17 protein-coding genes and 1 pseudogene are annotated in these 22,686 nt (G+C 73.0%); 13 read left to right on the forward strand and 5 right to left on the reverse strand.

Features of this window, described 5'->3' with window-relative positions:
* Positions 1-361: pseudogene (locus tag Q6969_RS04015) on the forward strand (hypothetical protein); the annotation flags it as partial.
* Positions 362-430: 69 nt separating this feature from the next.
* A complete protein-coding gene (locus tag Q6969_RS04020; RefSeq protein ID WP_317229293.1) occupies positions 431-1,423 on the forward strand; it encodes an aldo/keto reductase in 993 nt (330 codons plus the stop codon).
* A 66-nt stretch (positions 1,424-1,489) separates the two neighbouring features.
* On the opposite strand, the gene Q6969_RS04025 is transcribed toward Q6969_RS04020, so the two are convergent.
* Both Q6969_RS04025 and Q6969_RS04030 read right to left on the reverse strand, forming a co-directional pair.
* Entirely contained in the window at positions 1,490-1,963 is a 474-nt protein-coding gene (locus Q6969_RS04025) for a hypothetical protein (protein ID WP_317229294.1), read from the reverse strand.
* Between the two features lie 143 nt (positions 1,964-2,106).
* On the reverse strand, positions 2,107-3,318 hold the full coding sequence (locus Q6969_RS04030; protein WP_094116476.1) for an MFS transporter: 1,212 nt from the start codon (positions 3,316-3,318) through the stop codon (positions 2,107-2,109).
* A gap of 376 nt (positions 3,319-3,694) precedes the next feature.
* Here Q6969_RS04030 and Q6969_RS04035 point away from each other — a divergent pair, with 376 nt between their 5' ends.
* From Q6969_RS04035 to Q6969_RS04060, 6 genes are all read left to right on the forward strand, one after another.
* Positions 3,695-6,184, forward strand: a complete 2,490-nt coding sequence (locus tag Q6969_RS04035) for a ribonucleoside-diphosphate reductase subunit alpha (protein ID WP_317229295.1) — start codon at positions 3,695-3,697, stop codon at positions 6,182-6,184.
* A gap of 162 nt (positions 6,185-6,346) precedes the next feature.
* Positions 6,347-7,342 carry a ribonucleotide-diphosphate reductase subunit beta gene (locus Q6969_RS04040; RefSeq protein ID WP_012039117.1) on the forward strand — a complete coding sequence of 332 codons (996 nt, stop codon included), beginning with the start codon at positions 6,347-6,349 and terminating at the stop codon, positions 7,340-7,342.
* Between the two features lie 208 nt (positions 7,343-7,550).
* Positions 7,551-8,087, forward strand: a complete 537-nt coding sequence (locus Q6969_RS04045; protein ID WP_317229296.1) for a GNAT family N-acetyltransferase — start codon at positions 7,551-7,553, stop codon at positions 8,085-8,087.
* 112 nt (positions 8,088-8,199) lie between these two features.
* Positions 8,200-8,343, forward strand: a complete 144-nt coding sequence (locus Q6969_RS04050) for a hypothetical protein (protein ID WP_317229297.1) — start codon at positions 8,200-8,202, stop codon at positions 8,341-8,343.
* A 101-nt stretch (positions 8,344-8,444) separates the two neighbouring features.
* On the forward strand, positions 8,445-8,777 hold the full coding sequence (locus tag Q6969_RS04055) for a dihydrofolate reductase family protein (RefSeq protein WP_317229298.1): 333 nt from the start codon (positions 8,445-8,447) through the stop codon (positions 8,775-8,777).
* Between the two features lie 65 nt (positions 8,778-8,842).
* Positions 8,843-9,691 (forward strand): sulfurtransferase, encoded by an 849-nt coding sequence (locus tag Q6969_RS04060; protein ID WP_317229299.1) that lies wholly within the window; start codon positions 8,843-8,845, stop codon positions 9,689-9,691.
* Here Q6969_RS04060 and Q6969_RS04065 read toward each other — a convergent pair whose 3' ends face one another.
* Positions 9,692-10,858: a GAF domain-containing SpoIIE family protein phosphatase gene (locus Q6969_RS04065; RefSeq protein WP_317229300.1), complete on the reverse strand. Its 1,167-nt coding sequence runs from the start codon at positions 10,856-10,858 to the stop codon at positions 9,692-9,694.
* Between the two features lie 120 nt (positions 10,859-10,978).
* Positions 10,979-14,794, reverse strand: coding sequence for an ATP-dependent RNA helicase HrpA (hrpA, locus tag Q6969_RS04070; RefSeq protein ID WP_317229301.1), 3,816 nt, complete (start codon positions 14,792-14,794; stop codon positions 10,979-10,981).
* A 137-nt stretch (positions 14,795-14,931) separates the two neighbouring features.
* Between hrpA and Q6969_RS04075 the strand changes: the two genes are divergently transcribed.
* Together Q6969_RS04075 and Q6969_RS04080 are read left to right on the forward strand one after the other, a co-directional pair.
* Positions 14,932-16,524 (forward strand): long-chain fatty acid--CoA ligase, encoded by a 1,593-nt coding sequence (locus Q6969_RS04075; protein ID WP_317229302.1) that lies wholly within the window; start codon positions 14,932-14,934, stop codon positions 16,522-16,524.
* Positions 16,521-17,384 carry an aldo/keto reductase gene (locus tag Q6969_RS04080; protein ID WP_317229303.1) on the forward strand — a complete coding sequence of 288 codons (864 nt, stop codon included), beginning with the start codon at positions 16,521-16,523 and terminating at the stop codon, positions 17,382-17,384. The genes Q6969_RS04075 and Q6969_RS04080 overlap by 4 nt, the downstream gene beginning before the upstream one ends.
* 20 nt (positions 17,385-17,404) lie before the next feature.
* Here Q6969_RS04080 and Q6969_RS04085 read toward each other — a convergent pair whose 3' ends face one another.
* The gene (locus Q6969_RS04085; protein WP_317229304.1) at positions 17,405-17,857 is read right to left on the reverse strand and encodes a MarR family transcriptional regulator; all 453 of its coding nucleotides are present in this window, start codon (positions 17,855-17,857) and stop codon (positions 17,405-17,407) included.
* Positions 17,858-18,028: 171 nt separating this feature from the next.
* On the opposite strand from Q6969_RS04085, the gene Q6969_RS04090 reads away from it, so the two are divergent.
* The 3 genes from Q6969_RS04090 to Q6969_RS04100 all read left to right on the forward strand — a co-directional run.
* Positions 18,029-19,867, forward strand: a complete 1,839-nt coding sequence (locus Q6969_RS04090; protein WP_317229305.1) for an NAD(P)/FAD-dependent oxidoreductase — start codon at positions 18,029-18,031, stop codon at positions 19,865-19,867.
* A gap of 40 nt (positions 19,868-19,907) precedes the next feature.
* Entirely contained in the window at positions 19,908-21,074 is a 1,167-nt protein-coding gene (locus tag Q6969_RS04095) for a magnesium and cobalt transport protein CorA (protein WP_396335509.1), read from the forward strand.
* A gap of 38 nt (positions 21,075-21,112) precedes the next feature.
* Positions 21,113-22,686 (forward strand): DUF255 domain-containing protein (locus Q6969_RS04100; protein ID WP_317229307.1); only part of this gene is annotated, 1,574 nt, incomplete at its 3' end.

Below are 22,686 nucleotides of genomic sequence, written 5' to 3' on the forward strand. Positions count from 1 at the left end.
CGCCGCCGACCCCTCGCCCGCGGCCGACGCGGCACGCCGCGATGCGTCGACGCCGGGCGCCGCAGCGACGGGGGACCCCGTGCCCGTCCCTCCGTCCCGGCCGCTCGTGGCCGGCTGGCTGGCGCCCGCGCTCTGGATCCTCGCGGTCGCCTTCCCGGCGGCGGGCCTCGGCCTCCGCGCGCTCGGGGCCTCGATCGCGAGCTCCATGCCGTACTCCAGCTTCGGGGATCCGCTCGGGCCGGCGTGGCTCCTCGATGCCGTGCCCCTGCTCGTGACCCTGGCGCCGGGCGTCGTGGCGGGCGGTCCCATGGCCGTCATCGCGGCGCTGGCCGTCCACGCGCTCCGGCGCCGACCCGCCTGACGCGCACCGGGCGGACACCGGGACGCCCGGACCCGGGGCCGGCCCGCCCCGCCCGCGTAGGCTCGACGCATGGAGCAGAGAAGCCTCGGCAGGACCCATCGGAACGTCTCGGTCATCGGACTCGGGACATGGCAGCTCGGCGGGGACTGGGGTGACGTCGCCGAGGACGACGCGCTCGCCGTGCTCGACGCGGCGGCCGACGCGGGCATCACCTTCTTCGACACCGCCGACGTCTACGGCGACGGGCGGAGCGAGACCATCATCGGCTCGTGGCTCCGCGCCCACCCGGACGCCGGCGTGACCGTCGCCACCAAGATGGGCCGCCGCGACGCGCAGGACCCCGCGAACTTCACGCTCGACCGCTTCCGCGAGTGGACCGACCGCTCGCGCCGGAACCTCGGCGTCGACACGCTCGACCTCGTGCAGCTGCACTGCCCGCCGACGCCCGTGTTCTCCAGCGACCGGGTCTACGACGCCCTCGACGAGCTCGTCGCCGACGGGGCCATCGCCTCCTACGGCGTGAGCGTGGAGACGACGGACGAGGCGCTCCTCGCCATCGCGCGCCCCGGCGTCGCGAGCGTGCAGATCATCCTCAACGCGTTCCGGCTGAAGCCGCTGGACCGCGTGCTGCCGGCCGCGCGGGAGGCCGGCGTCGGCATCATCGCGCGCGTGCCCCTCGCGTCGGGCCTGCTCAGCGGCCGCTACACGGCGGACACGACGTTCGCCGAGACCGACCACCGGAACTACAACCGGTCGGGCGAGGCATTCGACGTGGGCGAGACCTTCTCGGGCGTCGACTACGAGAAGGGCGTGGCCGCCGCCCGCGAGTTCGCGGCCGCTGCGCACGAGGCCGCTCCCGATCTCACGCCCGCGCAGGTCGCGCTCGCGTGGATCGTGCAGCGCGACGGCGTGTCCACCGTGATCCCCGGTGCCCGGAACGCGGAGCAGGCGCAGGCGAACGCGCGGGCCGGCGACGCTCCCGCGCTGGGCGAGGTGTTCGAGCGGCAGGTGGCCGACATCTACGACCGCTCCTTCCGCGCGGCCGTGCACCCGCGCTGGTAGCCGCCCCCGGACGGACGACGGCCCCGGTCAGCGATGCTGACCGGGGCCGTCCCGCGTGCGGATCCGCTACTGGAGCGAGTCGCAGGCGCTCGACATCTGCGTCTTCAGCTCGTCGCTGATGGGCTGGCCGACGCCGGGCGCGATCTGGTCGGCGAGGGCGGTGATCTGCTGGCCGGCGGCCGCCGCGCCGCTCTCGGTGGAGGCGGAGATCTCGGTGCCGAGGTCGCGGAACGCCTGCACGTCCGACTCCTCGAGGGTGGACTTGTCCTTGAGGCCGCACGCGATGTCGCGGGTCTTGGCGGCGATCGCCTCGCGCGATCCGGTGGCGGCGGCGTCGCCGGAGCCGGCGTCGCCCTCGGTGGTCGCCTCGGGCGTGGGGCTCGCGGCCTCGGCGGAGGCGGACGCGGACGGGGTGGGGGTCGCGGAGTCGTCGGCGGCAGGGGAGCTGCACCCGGCGAGCGTGAGGCCGAGGACGAGCCCCAGCCCGGCGATGCCGGCGCGGAGGCGGCGCGTGGGAAGCGGGCGGATCGGAGAGGTCATGCCCTCACACTATCCAGCCGGACGGCGTCGGCTTCCGCGGGGGCGGGAACACGGGGGCGCGCTCCCCGGGCGCCGTCGTCGGCGGTGGGCGGGGCGTCGTGGCGGCCGGGCGGCCGATGCGGGTCCGCGGGCGGCCCCGCCGGTCACGTCATGACGGGGACGGGCTCCGTGTCCGGGATGGGGCCGGCGTCGCGGCCGCGGAGGTCCGGGCTGTGCCGGTGGAAGACGGCGGCGATGGCCGCGCCCACCGCGAGCAGCGCCGCCGCCACGACGAAGGCGCCCTGCGCGCCCTGCGCGTCGATGACGAAGCCGGCGGCGGCCGAGCCGAGCGCCGCGCCGATGAGCTGCCCGGTGCCGACCCAGCCGTAGGCCTCGGCCGTGTCGCTGAAGCGGACCGACGAGGAGACGACGGCGAACAGCACCGCCAGCGCGGGCGCGATGCCGACGCCCGCCAGGAAGAGGAAGACGGAGAGCCACGCGAACTGCATCCACACCGCGGCCAGCGCCGTGCCGACCAGGATGATGGTCATGCGGCGGGCCATGGCCCACGGGCTGATGGGGATGTGGCCGAGCGCGAGGCCGCCGATGAGCGAGCCGACCGCGAAGATCGCGAGGACGAAGCCGGCCTCCGGGCCGCCGTGGCCGTACACCGCCACGACGCCGGCCTCGATGGCGGCGCAGGCGGCGATGAGCAGGAAGCCGACCACGGTGCTGAGGAGCACGGGCGGGCGGCCGAGGACCACGCCGAAGCGGCGCTTGCTGCGCGGGATGCGGACGCGGCCGAGCTCGGGGGAGGAGATGAACCACGCGCCGCCGCCGACGAGGAACGCGGCCGCGACGAGGATGCCGGCGCTCGTGTCGACCTGGATGGCGAGGAACGTGGCGATGACGGGGCCGAGCACCCAGATGATCTCCTGCGCCGACGCGTCGAGGGAGAAGAGGGGCGTGAGCTGCTTGGAGTTGACCATCTTGGGGTAGATGGTGCGGACGGCCGGCTGCACGGGCGGGTTCGCGAGCCCCGCGAGGAGGCCGAGCCCCATGAAGGCGGGGACGGAGGTGCCCGCGTCGCCGAGCGCCACGGCGACGACGGCGACCGTGCACACCGCGGAGGTGAGGATGAGGACGGGGCGCATGCCCCACACGCCCATCCACCGGCTCGTGAGCGGGCCGGCGACGGCCTGGCCGATGCTCGTCGCGGCGAGCACGAGGCCGGCGGCGCCGTACGACTCGTGGATCCGCTCGACGTGCATGAGGAAGGCCAGCGAGAGCATGCCGCCCGGGAAGCGCGCGACCAGCTGGGCGGTGATGATCCGGCCCACGCCGCGGGTCTTGAGGAGGCTTCCGTACGTGCTCACGAGGGTCAGATCCTACCGGCCGTGCGGGGTCCGCCCGTAGCCCGGGAGCCGGCGGGAGGCGATGTCAGGAGGTCTCCGTAGCCTGTGGAACATGTGCATAAGTCCGCGGAGTTGTCCACACCTGTGGACGACACGCCCACTACATATGGGGTTGGGCATGGCCGGGTGCCCGCATATATAGTGATGGGGACGGCGACGGCCCCGGTTCATCCCCACTCCACGGAGCGGGGGACGCGGGCTGGCCGAGCATTTCCCCTGGTGAGGACCAGTGCTGCTGCAGCACGGGGCGCGGCGGGCACCACCCGCACCGCGTCCCCATCGACCGGAGGACCGTCCGCGCCCACCCGGGCGGACGACGAAGACGACAAGGAGCGAAGTGTCCATCACCGTAGTGAAGCGCGACGGCACGCGGGAGCCGTACGACGCGAACCGCATCAACCTGGCCATCGAGGACGCCACGCAGGGCCTCGACGAGAACATCGGCTGGGTCACGCAGATCGCGTCGGAGCTGGAGATCACCCTCTTCGACGGGATCACCACGCAGCAGCTGGATGAGGCCGTCATCCAGGTCGCGCTCCAGAACGTGAAGGACGACCCGGCGTTCGACACCGTCGCCGCCCGCCTGCTCCTCAAGACCATCTACAAGCGCGTGCTCGGCGACTACTCCTCGCCCGAGGAGCTCAAGCGCCTCCACGCGGAGCACTTCGCCCGCAACATCCAGCGCGGCGTCGACGAGATGCTCCTCGACTCCCGCCTCGTGCAGCTGTTCGACCTGGAGCGCCTCGCCCAGGCCCTCGAGCCGGCGCACGACGAGCTCCTGAAGTACATCGGCGTCGTGACGCTGAACAACCGCTACGGCATCAAGGGCCGCAACGGCGATGCCCTCGAGGTGCCCCAGTACTTCTGGATGCGCATCGCGATGGGCCTCACGCTCAACGAGCAGGACCCGACCTCCACCGCCATCGCCTTCTACGAGAAGATGTCGAAGCTCGAGTACCTCGCGGCCGGCTCCACCCTCGTCAACGCGGGCACCATCTACCCGCAGCTCGCGAACTGCTTCGTCATGGAGATGCAGGACGACATCGAGCACATCGCGAAGACCACGCGCGACGTCATGTGGCTCACCAAGGGCACGGGCGGCATCGGCCTCTCCGTCTCCAAGCTCCGTGCGCAGGGCTCGCCCATCCGCTCGAACAACACCACCTCCACGGGCCCGATCCCGTTCATGCACACCATCGACTCGGTGCTCCGCGCCGTCAGCCGCGGCGGCAAGAAGTTCGGCGCCCTGTGCTTCTACATGGAGAACTGGCACCTCGACTTCCCCGAGTTCCTCGACCTCCGCCAGAACTCGGGCGACCCGTACCGCCGCACCCGCACCGCCAACACGGCCGTGTGGATCAGCGACGAGTTCATGAAGCGCGTGCAGAACGACGAGGACTGGTTCCTCTTCGACCCGCTGGAGGTCTCCGACCTCAACGAGCTCTACGGCAAGGCCTTCTCGGAGCGCTACGCGTTCTACGTCGGCGAGGCCGAGGCCGGGCGCATCCGCATGTTCAAGCGCATCAAGGCGCGCGAGCAGTTCAAGTCGATCCTCATCTCGCTCCAGACCACCAGCCACCCGTGGCTGACCTGGAAGGACACGATCAACAACCGCGCCCTGAACAACAACACGGGCACCATCCACCTCTCGAACCTCTGCACCGAGATCACGCTGCCGCAGGACGAGGACAACGTCTCCGTCTGCAACCTGGCGTCGATCAACCTGTCGCAGCACCTGAAGGACGGCAAGGTCGACTTCGCCAAGATCGAGCAGAGCGCGCGCCTCGCGGTGCGCCAGCTCGACAACCTCATCGACATCACGCGCTCCAGCGTGAAGGAGGCGGACTTCTCCAACCAGCAGAACCGCGCGGTGGGCCTCGGCGTCATGGGCTTCACCGACATCGTCGAGAAGCTCGGCTTCTCGTACGAGTCGGAGGAGTCGTACGACCTCATCGACGAGATCATGGAGCACGTGTCCTACGCGGCCATCGACGAGTCGGCCGACCTCGCGCAGGTGCGCGGCGCCTACCCGAACTTCCAGGGCTCCCGCTGGTCGGAGGGCCTCGTGCCGCTCGACTCGATCGCGCTCATGGAGGCCGACCGCGGCGTCCCCGTGAAGGTCAACCGCACCACGCGCCTCGACTGGGACGCGCTGCGCGCGAAGGTCAAGGGCGGCATGCGCAACGCGACGCTCATGGCGATCGCGCCCACCGCGTCCATCGGCCTCGTCGCCGGCACCACGCCCGGCCTCGACCCGCAGTTCTCGCAGATCTTCAGCCGCTCCACGTCCTCGGGCAAGTTCCTCGAGGTCAACCGGAACCTGGTGAAGGACCTCCAGGAGCTCGGCCTCTGGGAGACGGTGCGCGAGAGCATCCTCCGCAGCCAGGGCGACATCCAGGGCATCGCGGCCATCCCGGACTCGGTCAAGGCCACGTACCGCACGAGCTTCCAGCTCTCGCCGTACGCGTTCCTCGAGGTCGCGGCCCGCGCGCAGAAGTGGATCGACCAGGCCATCAGCCGCAACATGTACCTCGAGACGCGCGACCTCGGCGACATGATGGACATCTACTTCGCCGGCTGGGAGCGCGGGGTCAAGACCACGTACTACCTGCACATGAAGCCGCGTCACACGGCCGAGCAGTCCACCGTGAAGGTCGACAAGTCGCAGGACGCCGACGGCACCAAGCGCAAGGGCTTCGGCGGCTTCGGCGGCGGCGCCCCCGCGTCGGCCCCCGCATCCACCGCGACCGCGGAGGCCCCGGCCCCGCAGGCCGCTCCCGCGCCCCGCAAGGGCTTCGGCTTCGGCGGAGTGGGAGGTGCACGCTGATGAACGACGACACGTTCGGCGACTACGTCGTCCCCATGGACCCCATGGACGAGCTCCAGTGCGACTCCTGCCAGTAGGCGGGACCCCCTAGCAGCATCGTCGCGGCGCACTCGGCCGCTCCCACCCGCACCACCATGCACGTCACCCGGAGAGAAGAAGCACATGTCGAAGATCCTCGGCACGGGAATCCAGGAGGGCCTCCTCCTCAAGCCCGTCAACTACCAGTGGGCCATGGACCTGTACGACCAGGCCGTCGCGAACACGTGGTTCCCCAACGAGATCCAGCTCGGTGAGGACATCGCGGACTTCAAGAAGATGACGGACGAGGAGCGCCACGCGATCACGTTCCTCATGAGCTACTTCAACCCGAACGAGCTCCTCGTCAACAAGGCGCTCGCGTTCGGCGTGTACCCGTACATCAACGCGCCGGAGTGCCACCTCTACCTGGCGAAGCAGATGTGGGAGGAGGCGAACCACTGCATGTCGTTCGAGTACGTCCTCGAGACGTTCCCGATCGACCGCGAGGCCGCCTACAACTCCCACGTCGACATCCCGTCGATGGCGCGCAAGGAGGAGTTCGAGGTCAAGTTCATCAAGCGCATGACCGAGCAGACCCTCGACATCACCACCACCGAGGGCAAGAAGGACTTCGTCCGGAACCTCGTCGCGTACAACGTCATCCTCGAGGGCATCTGGTTCTACTCGGGCTTCATGGTGTCGCTGTCGTTCCGCCAGCGGAACCTGCTGCGCAACTTCGGCTCGCTCATGGACTGGATCGTCCGCGACGAGTCGCTGCACCTCAAGTTCGGGATCAACCTCATCCTCACGGTGCTCGAGGAGAACCCCGACCTGCAGACGGAGGAGTTCGCCGCCGAGATCAAGCAGATGATCCTCGACGCCGTCGAGATGGAGGAGCAGTACAACCGCGACCTCCTGCCCAACGGCATCCTCGGCCTCAACGCGAACTACATCAACCAGTACGTGAAGTACCTGGCCGACCGCCGCCTGGAGGAGCTCGGCTTCGAGGCCGAGTACAAGGTCTCCAACCCGGCGAAGTGGATGGCGACGGCGAACGACACGCTGCAGCTCGTCAACTTCTTCGAGTCGACCAACACGTCGTACGAGTCGAACGCGTCGGCTACCGTCGGCGCCAAGTAGGGCCGACCGCCGCTGCGTCGCCGCAGCACCGCACGACCCGCCGCCGCCCGCGCCGCGCATCCACCCGGATGCCGGCGCGGGCGGCGTCGTGCCGCCCGCCGGACGGCGGGGCCGCACGACGGCACCACGGGGATACGCATGACCGTGCGACCGCACCACGCACGACCGCACCACGCACCAGCGCACGACCGCACCATCGAGAGGGCCCATGGACCAGCCGCACGACACAGCGAGCCGACACGTCGCCCGCGACGGACGCGCCTACGTCACCCGGGTCGTGGGGTGGGACGACGCGCGCGGCGCCCGCATCCGCCGCGCCATGGAGGACGAGATGGACGTCCGCTACGAGGGCCGGCACGCGGACGACCCGGACTGGCCGGCGAAGGCCGCCGTCGCGTTCGCGCTCGACCCCGCGGACGTCGAGGCGGTCGTGCTGCTCGTGCTCGAGGGCGACGACCGGGAGGCGGCGGCCCACGGCGTGATCCGGCGGCTCGGCGGCGAGCTGGAGCTGAAGAAGGTCGTCGTGGATCCGGCGCACCGCGGCACGGGCCTGGCGCGCGTCCTCATGGCGGAGCTCGAGCGCGTCGCCCGGGAGCGCGGCGCGCGGCGGCTGATCCTGCAGACGGGCGACCGGCAGCCCGACGCCGTGCGGCTCTACGAGACGGCCGGCTGGCTGCCGATCGACGTGTACCCGCCGTACCTGCCGGTCACGAACTCGATCTGCTTCGAGAAGCCGCTGGCCTAGCGGGGGAGCACCCCTCGGAGCCGCCGCGGGCGGGCGGGAGGGGCTGGCGTCGGGACGGCCGCGCGCGCATGCTGGGGGAGGGCTCCCGGACGGCCCTGCCGGGAGGAGCGCGATGACCGCCGAGTGCACCTGGGACGTCTTCTCCACCGTGGACGGCTTCGGGTCGTACGCCCCCGGCGCCGACTGGGGCGCGTACTGGGGGAGGCAGGGTCCCGAGCTGCTGGCCCGACGGATCGACGTCCACGCGGTCGAGTAGCGCCTCGTCTTCGGCGCCACCACGTTCCGCGAGAACGCGCGGCTCCTCGCCGCCGCCCAGGCCGCGGCGAGCTCGACGAGTGGAACGTCCTGTCGATGCGCATGCCCACGACGGTGATCTCCTCCACCCTCCGCGACACGCTCGCGTGGGCCGACGCCACCATCGTCGCGGGCGACGGGGTCGAGATCGTCCGGCGCCTCAAGGAGGAGTCCGAGCTGCCCCTCCGGTCGCCGGGCAGCCTCTCGCTCAACCGGGCGCTCCTCGCGGCCGGCCTCGTGGACCGGCTGCACCTCACGGTCTTCCCCGTGGTCTCGGGGCGCACGGGCACCAGTCCGATCCTCCGCGGCGTCGAGGACCTCCAGCTCGAGCTGAGGGAGAGCCGCGTGCTGGACGGCGGCACGCTCGACCTCGTCTACCGGCCCCGCCTCCGCTGACGGCCGCGGGCGGCGGGCGGCGGTGCGGCCGTGGCACGGGGAGCGCGGCCTGCGAGCATGGGCGGATGGACATCCTCATCACGCCCGCCGAGCTGGACCACGCCCTCCGCACCCGCGACGACGTCCGGGTGCTCGACGTGCGCTGGTCGCTCGGCGGCCCTCCCGGCGCGCCGCTGCACGAGGCCGGGCACATCCCGGGCGCGGTCTACGTCGACCTCGACGCCGAGCTGTCCCGGCACGGAGCGCCCGAGGAGGGGCGCCACCCGCTGCCGGGCACCGCGGACCTGCAGGAGGCGGCCCGGCGCTGGGGCATCCGGACGGGCGACGTCGTCGTCGCGTACGACGGCGGCGGCGGACTCGCGGCGGCGCGGGCCTGGTGGGTGCTGCGCGACGCGGGCATCGCGGACGTGCGGATCCTCGACGGTGCGCTGCCCGCCTGGACCGCCGCCGGCCTGCCGCTCGAGACCGGACCGGTGCTGCCCGCGCCCGGCGACGTGACGCTCTCGAGCGGGCTGCTCGCCGTCGTCGACGAGGCCGGCGCCGCCCGCGTCGCGGCGCACGGCGTCCTCCTCGACGCCCGCGCGGGGGAGCGGTACCGGGGCGAGGTCGAGCCGTGGGACCCGCGTCCCGGCCACATCCCGGGTGCCCGCAGCGCGCCGTCCTCGGACGCCCTCACGGAGGATGGCGCGTTCCGGTCGGCGGAGGAGCTGCGGGCGCGGTACGCGCGGCTCGGCGCGGGGGACGCCGAGGAGGTCGCCGTCTACTGCGGGTCCGGCGTCAGCGCGGCCCTCGAGGTCGCGGCGCTCCGCATCGCGGGGATCGACGCGGCGCTCTACCCCGGATCCTGGTCGGCCTGGTCGAACCGCCCCGAGCTGCCCGCGGCGACCGGCCCGGAGCCGGACGGCGGCCGCTGATCAGGCGGAGCGCCGCACCGCGATCACGGTGCAGTCGTCGGGCTGGCCCGACGGCGTGAGCTTCACGAGGGCGTCCACGAAGCGCTGCGCGTCGCCGTGCCGCACCATGAGGCCCGTGAGGTAGGTGTACGCGCCCTCCTCGTCGTCGAAGAAGTCGAGGAGGCCGTCGCTGAAGACGACGAGGGAGTCGCCCGGGTCCAGCCGCACGGTCTCCTCCTGCCAGGCGTCCTCCGCCTCGAGGCCGAGGGGGAGGTGCCGCCCGCGGAGGCGCTGCATGCCGCCGTCCGCGCGGATCACGAGCGAGAGCCCGTGCCCGGCGTCGACGTAGGTGAGGACCCCGGTCGCGAGGGCGAGCCGCGCGTGGAACATCGTCGAGAAGGAGCCCGCCGTCGAGAGGTCGTCCACGAGCGCCGCGGCGGTGCGCACCATGGTGCTGCGGACGCCGTGCGTGCGCGAGGCGAGCCGCACGGTGGCGCGGACGCCCGCCGCGAGGATCGCCGCGCCCACGCCCTTGCCCATCACGTCGGCCAGCGTGAGCCGCAGGTCGCCACCCTCGAGGAACCAGTCGTGCACGTCGCCGCCGACGACCTGCGCGGGGATGCTCGTGCCGGCGACCTGGTAGCCCTCGAGATGCGGCGCCGCCACCGGGGAGAGCGCGCGCGCCACCTCCACCGCCCGCTGGCTGTCGGTCTCCCGGGCGAGCTCCTCGGAGAAGAAGTCGCCGATGAGCGCGAGGCGGGCGCGGTCGACGGCGCCGAACTCCCGCGGTGCGGTGTCGGCGATGAGGAACACCCCGATCACGTTGCCGTCGGGCGCGCGCAGGTGCTGCGCGGCGTAGAAGCGGACCCCGAGCGGGCCGGTGACGCTGGGGGAGTCGGCGAGCCGCGCATCGCGCAGGGCGTCCTCCACGACCAGCATGCCGCCCTCGGCCGCGAGCGCCGCGTCCGTGAAGGTGCCGTGGCGGGCCCAGCGCGCGGAGGGCAGGCCGACGCTCGACTTCATCCAGATGGACTGCGCGCCGATGACGCCGACCGCGGCCATCGGCACGCGGTAGAACTCGGCGATCATGACCGTGATGCGGTCGAACCGGGTCTCCGGCGCGGTGCCGAAGACGTGCAGGGACTCCAGCGACTCGAGCCGCTGCTGCTCCCGGAGGTCGGTGTCCACGCGGTCCCCCTGTGCCGTCACCCGCGGATCCCCCGATCCGCGCATCGCGCACGCGGCCGGTGCGTCCGGTCGTGCGGGATGGATCGATCCTACGCGTCCGAGGAAATGCGGACCGGCGGGTCAGCTCGCGAGCACCTTGCGGATCCGCTGCAGCGACACCGGCTCCGCCGTCGGCAGGTGCTGCGCGAAGAGGCTGAGGCGCAGCTCCTCCAGCATCCACCGGGCGTGCACGAGCGACTCGGGCGCGTGCGGCGCCGCCGGGATGACGCCGCCGGCCTCGCGGTAGAGGTCGGTGGCCTTCTGCACCTCGGTCATCCACGCGCGGTCGCGGGCGGGCTGGTCGGGGAGGCGCTGGACGCGGTGCGTGAGACCCGACAGGTAGGCGGGCAGGCGCTGCAGCCGGGCGAGCCCGGTCGCCGAGACGAAGCCCGGGTGCACGAGGCCCGCGAGCTGCTCGCGCGCGTCGGTGAGCGCGCCGATGAGCTGCATGCTCGTCGCCTGCTTGATGGCGCGCTCGGCGTCCCGGTACCCCGTGAGGATCCGGTTCACGAGCGCCACCGTGTCGAACATCGAGTCCATGACGACCCCGGAGACGCGGTCGCGGGCCGTCTCGAACAGCTCCTTGGAGTAGATCGCGCCGCCGGGCGCGACGCGCTCGAGCACCTGGTCGATGCAGGCCAGCAGGCAGTCGTCGAAGAGCGCCTGCACGTTCGCGTACGGGCTCGTCGCGAGCATCAGCTTCTCCTGGCTCGTGAGGTGCTGCTTCACGTAGGCGCTGGGGTTCGCGATGGCGAGGACGAGGAGGCGCCGCACGCCGCCCGGCATGGCGCGGGCCTGGTCCTCCGCGGTGGCCATGAGGCGGATCGCGACGGTGGCGCCCTCGTCGACGAGCGCGGGGTAGGCGCGGATGACGTGCCGGCTGTCGCCCGTGCCGCCCTGCGCCGTGTCGACGAAGCGCGGCAGCTCGTCGAGGTCCCAGGTGGTGAGGCCGGTGCGCTCCATGCCGCGCGCGGGACCCTTCGCGCCCGCCACCCGCTCGACGGGTCGCGCGGTCGCGCGGGCCACGCTGTCGCGGGCGCGGCTGGACAGGCGCGCCTGCAGCTCGGTGAGGTCACGGCCCGCGGCCACCTCGCGGCCGCGCTCGTCGACCACGCGGAAGGCCATGCGGAGGTGCGCGGGGATGCGGTCGAGGTCGAAGTCGTCGTCGGCGACGCGGACGTGCGCCTTCCGCATGATGAGGGACGCGATGGTGGTGGTGAAGGCGACCGGGTGCTGCGGATCGGGCTCCGGCAGCCCCTCGAGGAGCCGGTCGGCCCAGTCGGCGGCGGGCACGACGTTCTTGCGCAGCGCCTTCGGGAGGGCCTTGATCATGGCGGTGACGAGATCCCGCCGCATGCCCGGGACCTGCCAGTCGAAGCCGGCGGGGCTCAGGCGCGCGAGGAGCGCGAGCGGGACCTGCACGGTCACGCCGTCGTCGGGCGCGCCCGGCTCGAAGCGGTAGGCGAGGGACAGGCGCTGGTCGCCCTGCTGCCAGGTGGGCGGGAACGCGGCCTCGTCGACGTCCACCGCGTCCTCGGCGAGGAGCTCCTCGGCGGTCATGGTGAGGAGGTCGGGCGTCTCCTGGCGCTGCTTCCTCCACCAGCCCTCGAAGGCGCGCGTGGAGGCGACGTCGCGGGGGATCCGCTTGTCGTAGAACTCGAAGACGGCCTCGTCGTCGTTGAGGATGTCGCGGCGGCGGGTGCGCTCCTCCACCTCGGCGAGCTCCTCGCGGAGCCTCCGGTTGGCGCGGTCGAACGCCTGCTGCGACTCCCAGTCGCCCTCGACGAGCGCGTGCCGGATGAAGAGCTCCCGCGCGTACGCCGGGTCGATGCGGGAGAACTGCACGCGGCGCTTGAGGACGATCGGCACGCCGTAGAGCGTCACGCGCTCCCAGGCGACGGTCGCGCCCTGCTTCTTCTCCCAGTGCGGCTCGGAGTGCGTGCGCTTCACGAGGCCGGCCGCGATGGGCTCGGCCCACGCCGGGTCGATGGCGGCGTTGGTGCGCGCGAACAGGCGGCTGGTCTCCACGAGCTCGGCGCTCATGATCGCGTCGGGCTGCTTCTTGGCGAGCGCGGATCCGGGGAACACGACGAACCGCGACTGCCGGGCGCCCACGTAGTCCTTCTTCTGCGCGTCCTTCAGCCCGATGTGGGAGAGGAGGCCCGCGAGGAGGGACTTGTGGATCCCGTCGGGATCCGCCTTCGGCTCGTTCATGGCGAGGTCGAGGGGCCGGGCGAGCTGGCGGAGCTGCCGGAACACGTCCTTCCACTCGCGGACCCGCACGTAGTTGAGGAACTCGGCCTTGCACATGCGCCGGAACGCGCTCGAGGAGAGCTCGTCCTCCTTGGCCTCGAGGTGGTTCCAGAGGTTGAGGAGCGTGATGAAGTCGCTGGTCGGGTCGACGAACCGCGCGTGCTGCTGGTCGGCCTGCGGGCGCTTCTCCAGCGGCCGCTCGCGGACGTCCTGGATGGTGAGGCCGGCCACGATGATCATGACCTCGCGGCTGACGCCGTGCTTGCGCGACTCGACGACCATGCGCGCGAACCGCGGGTCGATGGGCAGGCGTGACAGGTCGCGGCCCACCTTCGTGAGCGCGGGGGTGCCGTCGGGGGAGCGGACGACCGCGCCCAGCTCCGTGAGGAGGTCGACGCCGTCCTTGATGCCGCGCGAGTCCGGCGGCTGGAGGAACGGGAACGCGGCGATGTCGCCGAGGCCGAGCGACACCATCTGCAGGATCACCGCCGCGAGGTTCGTGCGGAGGATCTCGGGCTCGGTGAACTCGGGCCGGCGGAGGAAGTCCTCCTCCGAGTAGAGGCGGATCGCGATGCCGTCGCTCGTGCGGCCCGAGCGGCCCGAGCGCTGGTTCGCGGACGCCTGCGACACGGCCTCGATGGGCAGGCGCTGCACCTTCGACCGCACGCTGTAGCGGGAGATGCGCGCGGTGCCGGCGTCGATCACGTACTTGATGCCGGGCACGGTGAGGCTCGTCTCGGCGACGTTGGTCGCGAGCACGATGCGGCGGCGCACGCCCGCCTGCGTCGACGGCTGGAAGACGCGGTGCTGGTCGGCGGAGGAGAGCCGCCCGTAGAGCGGCAGCACCTCGGTGTGCGGCAGGTTCCGGCTGCGGATCGCGTCCTCGGCGTCGCGGATCTCGTTCTCCCCGCTGAGGAACACGAGCACGTCGCCGGAGGACTCGCCGGCGAGCTCGTCGAGTGCCGCGTTGATGCCCTCCAGGTAGTCGCGGTCGTCGGCCGGGCGCTCCATCGGCGCGTCGGCGAGGTCGTCGTCCTCGCCCGCGACCGCCGCCTCCGCGACCAGCGGTCGGTAGCGGATCTCCACCGGGTACGTGCGCCCCGAGACCTCGACGATCGGCGCGTCGCCGAAGTGCCGCGAGAAGCTCTGCGGGTCGATGGTCGCCGACGTGATGATGAGCTTGAGGTCCGGACGGCGGGGGAGCAGCTGCTTGAGGTAGCCGAGCAGGAAGTCGATGTTGAGGCTGCGCTCGTGCGCCTCGTCGATGATGATCGTGTCGTACTTCCGGAGCAGCCGGTCGCGCTGCAGCTCGTTGAGGAGGATGCCGTCCGTCATGAGCTTGATCCGGGTGTCGGCGGAGACCTTGTCGGTGAAGCGCACCTGGTAGCCCACGAGCTGGCCGACCTCGCCGCCGAGCTCCTCCGCGATGCGCTCCGAGATGGTGCGCGCGGCCAGGCGCCGGGGCTGCGTGTGGCCGATGCTCTCCCGGCCGAGCTCGAGGCAGATCTTCGGCAGCTGGGTGGTCTTGCCGGAGCCCGTGGCGCCCGCGACGATGACCACCTGGTTGTCGCGGATCGCCTCGGCGATCTCGTCCCGCATCCGGCTGACGGGGAGCTCCGGCGGGTACGCGATGCTGAATTCCATGCTGGTCCCATCCTATCCGCGGGCCGTCGGGACCCCGGCGGGCCGGTCGCGGTGGCTATCGTCGGGGGAAGGCGCCGATCCGCTCGGCGCGCGGGGGGCTGTGCCGCCCGAGTCGACGACGACCGACGGGATCCGCCATGACCTCCGACACGCCCCTCCTCCCCGAGCACGACCGCGGTGACGCGGACACCGGGTTCGCCTCCGTGTCCGTCGCCGCGATCCTCGCCGAGTCCGCCGAACGGCACGCCGACCGGGTCGCCGTCGTCGTCGGCGACGTGTCGACCACCTACCGCGAGCTGTGGGACGAGACGCGCGCCTACGCCGGGGCGCTCGCCGAGCGGGGCGTGGGGGAGGGCACGCGCGTGGCCATGCTCATCCCGAACGTGGCCGACTTCCCGCGGGTCTACTACGCGGTGCTCGCGCTCGGCGGCGTGGTGGTGCCCGTGCACGCGCTGCTGAAGGCGGAGGAGATCGCCTACGTGCTGCGCGACTCCGGATCCGCCCTCCTCGTGTGCGCCGGACCCCTGCTCGAGCAGGGCGGGAAGGGCGCGGCGCTCGCCGGGGTGCCCGTCATCAGCGTGCTCGTGCCGGCGTCGACCGAGGGCGGACCCGACCGGCTCGAGGAGCTCGCGCAGGCCGCGACGCCCATCCGCACCTACGTGCCGCGCCGTCCGTCCGACACCGCGACGATCCTCTACACCTCGGGCACCACGGGCCAGCCGAAGGGCGCCGAGGGCTGCCACCTGGCGCTCGTCATGCAGGTCGACGTGCTGCTGCTCGACACGTTCGACCTCCGCACGGGGGACCGGATCCTCGGCTGCCTGCCCCTGTTCCACACGTTCGGGCAGACCTGCACCATGAACGCGTCGTTCCGCACGGGCGCCACCATCGTGATGGTGCCGCGCTTCGACGGCGACACCGCGCTCGCGCTCATGGTCGAGCACGACACGCAGGTGTTCATGGGCGTCCCGACGATGTACTTCGCGCTCCTCGCCGCCGCCGGCCGGAACCCCGCCCGACCGTCGCTCCGGTACGCCATCTCGGGCGGCGCCGCCATCCCCGTCGCCGTCATCGACGCGTTCCGCGAGCAGTTCCAGGCCGAGATCCACGAGGGCTACGGCCTCACGGAGACCTCGCCCGTCGCGTCGTTCAACCACGTGGGCGTGGCCGCGCGGCCGGGCACGGTCGGGAAGCCGATCTGGGGCGTGCAGGTCGAGATCGCCGACCCCGAGCACGAGGACCGCGTGGAGCTCCTCGAGCGCGGCACCCTGGGCGAGATCGTCATCCGCGGCCACAACCTCATGAACGGCTACCTGAACCGCCCGGAGGACACGGCGCGCGCGGTCGTGGACGGGTGGTTCCGCACGGGCGACCTCGGGACCATCGACGACGACGGGTACATCCGCGTCGTCGACCGGACGAAGGACATGATCCTGCGCAACGGCTACAACGTGTACCCGCGCGAGGTCGAGGAGGTCCTCGCCCGCCATCCCGCCGTGGCGCAGTGCGCGGTGTTCGGGGTGCCCCACGCGGAGCACGGTCAGGAGATCGTCGCCGCGGTCGTGGCGCAGGCGGACGTCGCGGTGGACGCCGAGGAGGTCGTCGCCTACGTGCGGGAGCGCATCGCGTCGTACAAGTACCCGCGGCGGGTCGAGGTGGTCGAGGCGCTGCCGCTCGGGCCGAGCGGGAAGGTCCTCAAGCGGGCGCTCGTCGACCGGTTCGGCGCGTGAGCGACGGGCACGGCGCTCCGGGCGCCGCCGTCCTCCGCACGCCGATCCCGTCGGTGCCGATAGGCGACGGCGTCCCCATCCCGCAGTTCGGCGTGGGCACCTACAAGGTCCCGGCGGACGACGCCGAGCGGGTCGTGTCGGAGGCGCTCGAGGTCGGGTACCGGCACATCGACACGGCCGCGATGTACGGCAACGAGGAGGGTGTCGGGCGGGCGATCCGCGCCTCCGGGATCCCCCGCGACGAGCTGTTCGTGACCACCAAGGTCTGGAACGACGACCACGGGCGCGAGCGCGCACGCGACGCGATCCGCCGGAGCCTCGACCGGCTGGGCCTCGCGGCGGTGGACCTCCACCTCATCCACTGGCCGGCCGCCGAGCGCGGCCTCTACGTGGAGACCTGGGAGGCGCTCGCCGCCGCGCGCGACGCGGGGCTGACCCGCTCCATCGGCGTGTCCAACTTCCTCGTGCCGCACCTCGAGGCGCTCGCCGCGGCGGGCCTCCCGCTGCCGGCCGTCGACCAGATCGAGCTGCACCCGCGGCACCAGCAGCGCGCGACGACGGGCTACCTCGCGGAGCACGGCATCGCGGTGCAGGCGTGGAGCCCGCTGGCGCGCGGGGCCGTCGCCGACGCGCCCGTCGTGCGGGACGCCGCCCGTGCGCACGGGCGGACGGACGCGCAGGTCGTGCTGCGCTGGCACGTGCAGCGGGGCACGATCGTGTTCCCCAAGACCACGCGCCGCGCGCGGCTCGTGGAGAACGCCGACGTCTTCGACTTCGCGCTCACGGACGACGAGATGGACGGGATCACCGCCCTCGAGGCGGCCGGACGCGTCGGCAGCCACCCGGACGCGGTGTCCTAGGGGCGGACGCTCGCGTCCGGTCAGGGGGCGCGGTGGTCGCCGCGCAGCTCGCGGGCGATGGCGCCGAGGCCGGTGCGCAGCGCCTGCAGCTCCGCGAGCGTCAGGCGCGCGAGCACGTCCTCGCCGAGCTCGGGGCGGGCGGCCATGAGCTCGCGGACGACCGCGCGGCCGAGGTCGGTGGCGTGGATCCGGCGCACCCGCTGATCGACCGGATCCGGCGCGCGGGTCACCAGGCCCGACGCCGCCAGGCGGTCGACGAGCCTCGAGGTCGACGCCATCGACACCCCGAAGGACTGGGCGAGGGACGCGCCGGTCGCGCCCTCCTCGGTCGTCACGATCACGGTGAGGGACTTCAGCTGCGGGATGGTCAGGTCGGTGGTGAGCAGCGGCGCGAGCACGCGGGGGATGGAGCGGACCGTGATGGAGATAGTCAGGGCCTCGATGCCGGCGAGGGCGTCGGCGCGGGGATCCATGGCCCCCACCGTAGGTCCCAGCCGATCCCCAGCGCAGATGCTTAGCTCCGGGCTAACCTTCTGACCCAGCACGTGAACCGATCCGCAGTCGTGTCGGCGCCCGCGGTCCGCCGCCGTCGTCCCACCCGGGTCGCCGTCCCGCGCCGGCCCGCCCGACGAGAGCGAGACGCCATGTCCGACACCATCCCCGCCGCCATCCCCGCCGCCGACGCACGGCGCCTCGAGGCCGCGCGCGCTCGGTACCGCCACGAGCGCGACCGCCGCATCCGCCCCGACGGCGCGACGCAGTACCGGGCCGCCCGGGGCGAGTACGGCTACTACGCGAAGGACCCGTACACGCCGCGCGCGGAGCGGGAGCCCGTGACCGACCGGGTCGAGGCGCTCGTGATCGGCGCCGGCTTCGGCGGCCTGCTCACCGCCGCGCGCCTGCGCGAGGCGGGCGTGGAGTCGCTGCGCCTCATGGACGAGGCGGGCGACGTGGGCGGCACCTGGTACTGGAACCGGTACCCGGGCGTCCGCTGCGACATCGAGGCCTCCGTGTACCTGCCCCTGCTCGAGGAGGTCGGCGGGATGCCCCGCGAGCGGTACGCCCCCGGGGAGGAGATCCGGCAGCACGCCATCGCGATCGCCCGGCGCTTCGACCTGTACCGCGACGCGCTCCTGCAGACCCGGGCCACCGGACTCGCCTGGGACGAGGGCGCCGAGGAGTGGATCGTCGACACCGACCGCGGCGACCGCTTCCGGGCCCGGTTCGTGGTCACCTCCTCGGGCACCCTCACCCAGCCGAAGCTGCCCGGGATCCCCGGGATGGAGGACTTCCGCGGCCACACGTTCCACACCAGCCGCTGGGACTACGGCTACACCGGCGGCACCCCCGACGGCGGGCTCACCGGGCTCGCCGACAAGCGCGTCGCGGTCGTCGGCACCGGCGCCACGGGCCTGCAGGTCATCCCGCATGTCGGCGCGGACGCGCGCGAGCTCATCGTCTTCCAGCGCACGCCCTCCACGGTCGACGTGCGGGACAACCGGCCGACCGATCCCGCGTGGGTCGCGTCGCTCCGCCCCGGCTGGCAGCGCGAGCGGATGGACGACTTCCTCGCCGTGCTCGCCGGCGAGCCGACGGCGAAGGGCCTCGTGCAGGACGGCTGGACGAGGACCGTCGCGCTGCAGCGCCAGATCCTCTCCGGCGCCGTCGACACGAGCGTGACGCCCGCGGAGCGCGAGCTGCGCGACGAGCTCGCCGACCTCGACACCATGGACCGCATCCGGGCCCGGGTCGACGAGGTCGTGGAGGACGCGGCGACGGCCGCGGCGCTGAAGCCCTGGTACCGCTACATGTGCAAGCGCCCGGGCTTCAGCGACACGTACCTCCCCACGTTCAACCGGCCGAACGTGCGGCTCGTGGACACGGCCGACACGGGCGGCATCACGCGCATGACCGAGACCGCGGTCGTGGTCGGCGACACGGCCCACGAGGTCGACTGCGTCATCTTCGCGACCGGCTTCGAGGTGGGGATCTCGGGCGTCCTCTCCGGCACGCTGCCCGTCGTCGGGCGGGGCGGCCGCACGCTCCTCGAGGCCTGGGCCCAGGGACCGCGCACGCTGCACGGCCTCTCGTCGCACGGCTTCCCGAACCTGTTCCACCTGAGCGGCATCCAGAACGCCAACTCGGTCAACTTCGTGCACGTCCTGCTGGAGCAGGCGGAGCACATCGCCGCGATGATCGCCCGGGGCCGCGAGGTCGGCGCGCGCCGCATCGAGCCCTCCGTGGAGGCGGAGGACGCGTGGGTGCGCACCATCCGGGAGACGGCCGCCGACCCCCGCGCGTTCCAGGAGGCCTGCACGCCCGGGTACTACAACGGCGAGGGCACGCGCTCCATCGGCGGCGCCTCCTACAGCCCCGGTCCGGTCGCGTTCCACCGCCTGCTGCGCGCGTGGCGCGAGGAGGGCATGGCCGACGTGCTCGTGGGCGCGGAGGAGGGCGCGGGCGCCGTGGCGGCGTCGCGCTAGCCCCGGGAACGCGACACCTCCGCCCGGTACGGTGTGGCCCATGTCCCCGCACCGCATCCGCACGCGCCTCAAGTCCGTGGTCTTCCGAGGCGTCGCGCCCCTCGGCGGCCTCGCGGGCGGCGGTGCGTCGCGGGCGCGGGCCGAGCGGGATCCCGAGCGCCGCGAGCCCGAGGACGGCCCGCGCCGCCCGAGCCTCGTCGACAACGGGGTCTACGTGGACGGGTGCCGCGTGGCGAGCCCCGCCACGCTCGCCGACACCTTCCGCGAGCTCGACGAGCGTCCCGAGGCGATGGCGTGGATCGGCCTCTACCGCCCGACCGTCGAGGAGTTGCAGGCGCTCGCCGAGGAGTTCGACCTGCACGAGCTGGCCGTCGAGGACGCGGTGCAGGCGCACCAGCGCCCGAAGACCGAGCGCTACAGCTCCACCCTCTTCACGGTGCTGCGCGCCGCGCGCTACGTGGACGACCGCGAGGAGGTGGAGTTCGGCGAGCTGCACGTCTTCCTCGGCCGGAACTTCGTCATCACCGTCCGGCACGCCGAGTCGCCCGACCTCTCCGCCGTGCGCACGCGCATGCAGGAGCGGCCGGAGCTCCTGGCGGACGGGCCCGAGTCGGTGCTCTACGCGATCCTCGACGCCGTCGTCGACGGGTACGCGCCCGTGGTCACGGGCCTCGCCAACGACATCGACGAGATCGAGGACCAGGTCTTCGACGGGGATCCGGCCGTGTCCCGCCGCATCTACGAGCTGTCGCGCGAGGTCATCGACTTCCAGCGGGCCGTGCGCCCGCTCACCGGGATGCTGCAGCAGCTCCAGGCGGGATCGGGCAAGTACCGCGTGAGCGAGGACCTGCAGCAGGCGCTCCGGGACGTCGCCGACCACGTCATCGTCGTCAACGAGCGCGTCGAGGAGTTCCGGGTGCTGCTGCGCGACATCCTCACGGTGAACAGCACGCTCGTCGGGCAGCGCCAGAACGAGGAGATGCGGGAGCTGTCCGAGTCGAGCAACCGGCAGAGCGTCGAGACCCGCAAGATCTCCGGCTGGGCGGCCATCCTCTTCGCGCCCACGCTCGTCTCGAGCGTCTACGGCATGAACTTCGACCTCATGCCGGAGCTGCACTGGGACTGGGGCTACCCGGTCTCGCTCCTGCTCATGCTGGGCGTGAGCGGCGTGCTGTTCGCCATCTTCCGGAAGCGCGACTGGATCTGACCAGCCGCCGCCCGGAGGCCCGCGCGTAGCGTGGACGCATGACCAACCGCCTCGCCGACGCCGTCAGCCCGTACCTCCTGAGCCACGCCGACAACCCGGTCGACTGGCGTCCCTGGGGCCCCGAGGCGTTCGCCGAGGCCGCCCGGCGCGACGTGCCCGTGCTCGTCTCCGTCGGCTACTCGACCTGCCACTGGTGCCACGTCATGGCGCGCGAGACGTTCTCCGACCCGGCGCTCGCGGAGCGGCTGAACGCGGGCTTCGTCGCGATCAAGGTGGACCGCGAGGAGCACCCGGAGGTCGACGCCGCGCTCATCACCGCCGCGGGCGCCTTCACCGACCAGCTGGGCTGGCCGCTCAACGCGTTCACGACGCCCGAGGGGCGCACCTTCCACGCGGGCACGTACTCGCCGCCCGAGCCGCGCGCCGGCCACCCGTCGTTCCGGCAGGTGCTGGACGCGGTCGCCGAGGCGTGGACGACGCGGCGCGACCAGGTGGAGCAGGGCGCCGGGCAGCTGAGCGCGGCGATCCGCGAGGCGTCCGCGCGGGGATCCGCCGCCTCGCCCCTGCCGGACGCGGCGGCCCTCGACCGCGTCGCCGCCGAGCTCGCGGGCTTCGAGGACGCGGAGCACGGCGGGTTCGGGACCGCGCCCAAGTTCCCGGTCGCCCCCGTCGTGCTGCTCCTCGACACGCTCGCGACCTCCGGCGCGCTCGCGGACGACCGCGCCGAGGCGACGGCCGCGCTCGTCCGCCGCACCCTCGACGCGATGGCCCGCTCCGACCTGCGCGATCCGGTCGAGGGCGGCTTCTTCCGCTACTCCACGCGCCGCGACTGGTCGGAGCCGCACTACGAGCGGATGCTCTACGACAACGCGCTCCTCCTCGACGCGTACGCGCGCGCCGGCGACGAGGAGGTCGCGGCGGGGATCGTCGCGTTCCTCACGGGGACCCTGCGGCGCGCGTCGGGCGGGTTCGCGTCCGCGCAGGACTCGGAGAGCACGGTCGCCGGACGCCGCGTCGAGGGCGGCTACTACGCTCTCGACGCCGCGGGTCGCGCCGCCGAGGAGCCGCCCGCGGTCGACGGCAAGGTGCTCACCGGGTGGAACGGGCTCGCGATCGGCGCGCTCGCCCGGGCGGGCCGCGCGTTCGGCCGCCCCGCGTGGATCGAGGCCGCCCGCGCCGCCGCCGACATGCTCCTCGACCAGCACGTGCGGGAGGACGGGTCGCTCGTGCGGGCGTCCATCGACGGGCGCGTGTCGCCCGCGGTCGCGACCCTCGAGGACCACGGCATGCTCGCGGACGGGTTGCTCGCCCTGGCCCTCGCGACGGGAGACCCGGCGTACGCCGTGCGGGCGCGGGACCTCGTGGACGCGCTGATCGCGGCGGCGGCGGCGGAGGAGGGCGCGGACGCGGGACCGGACGCGGGCGGCGGCGGAAGCGCAGGGTTCCGGGTGCCGACGGGCGCGGATCCGGTGCTCGCCGGCTTCGGCCTCGACCTCGCGTCGGATCCGTCCGAGGGCGCGTACCCCTCCGGGCTCACCGCGGCCGCCTCGGCCGCGCGCGTGCTGGGGCAGCTGACCGCGGATCCCCGCTACGACGCCGCGGCGCGCGCCGC

Origin of the sequence: Clavibacter sp. MX14-G9D, assembly GCF_032917815.1 — a bacterium.
GTDB classification, from domain to species: Bacteria; Actinomycetota; Actinomycetes; order Actinomycetales; family Microbacteriaceae; genus Clavibacter; species Clavibacter michiganensis_K.

What these genes read in the sequence shown, in the direction of transcription:
- Q6969_RS04040 (WP_012039117.1), top strand. Translation starts at nt 6,347, where the DNA reads ATGTCGAAGATCCTCGGCACGGGAATCCAGGAGGGCCTCCTCCTCAAG.
- Q6969_RS04090 (WP_317229305.1), top strand. Translation starts at nt 18,029, where the DNA reads ATGTCCGACACCATCCCCGCCGCCATCCCCGCCGCCGACGCACGGCGC.
- Q6969_RS04045 (WP_317229296.1), top strand. Translation starts at nt 7,551, where the DNA reads ATGGACCAGCCGCACGACACAGCGAGCCGACACGTCGCCCGCGACGGA.
- hrpA (WP_317229301.1), bottom strand. Translation starts at nt 14,794, where the DNA reads ATGGAATTCAGCATCGCGTACCCGCCGGAGCTCCCCGTCAGCCGGATG.
- Q6969_RS04020 (WP_317229293.1), top strand. Translation starts at nt 431, where the DNA reads ATGGAGCAGAGAAGCCTCGGCAGGACCCATCGGAACGTCTCGGTCATC.
- Q6969_RS04095 (WP_396335509.1), top strand. Translation starts at nt 19,908, where the DNA reads ATGTCCCCGCACCGCATCCGCACGCGCCTCAAGTCCGTGGTCTTCCGA.
- Q6969_RS04085 (WP_317229304.1), bottom strand. Translation starts at nt 17,857, where the DNA reads ATGGATCCCCGCGCCGACGCCCTCGCCGGCATCGAGGCCCTGACTATC.
- Q6969_RS04050 (WP_317229297.1), top strand. Translation starts at nt 8,200, where the DNA reads ATGACCGCCGAGTGCACCTGGGACGTCTTCTCCACCGTGGACGGCTTC.
- Q6969_RS04055 (WP_317229298.1), top strand. Translation starts at nt 8,445, where the DNA reads ATGCCCACGACGGTGATCTCCTCCACCCTCCGCGACACGCTCGCGTGG.
- Q6969_RS04025 (WP_317229294.1), bottom strand. Translation starts at nt 1,963, where the DNA reads ATGACCTCTCCGATCCGCCCGCTTCCCACGCGCCGCCTCCGCGCCGGC.
- Q6969_RS04075 (WP_317229302.1), top strand. Translation starts at nt 14,932, where the DNA reads ATGACCTCCGACACGCCCCTCCTCCCCGAGCACGACCGCGGTGACGCG.
- Q6969_RS04060 (WP_317229299.1), top strand. Translation starts at nt 8,843, where the DNA reads ATGGACATCCTCATCACGCCCGCCGAGCTGGACCACGCCCTCCGCACC.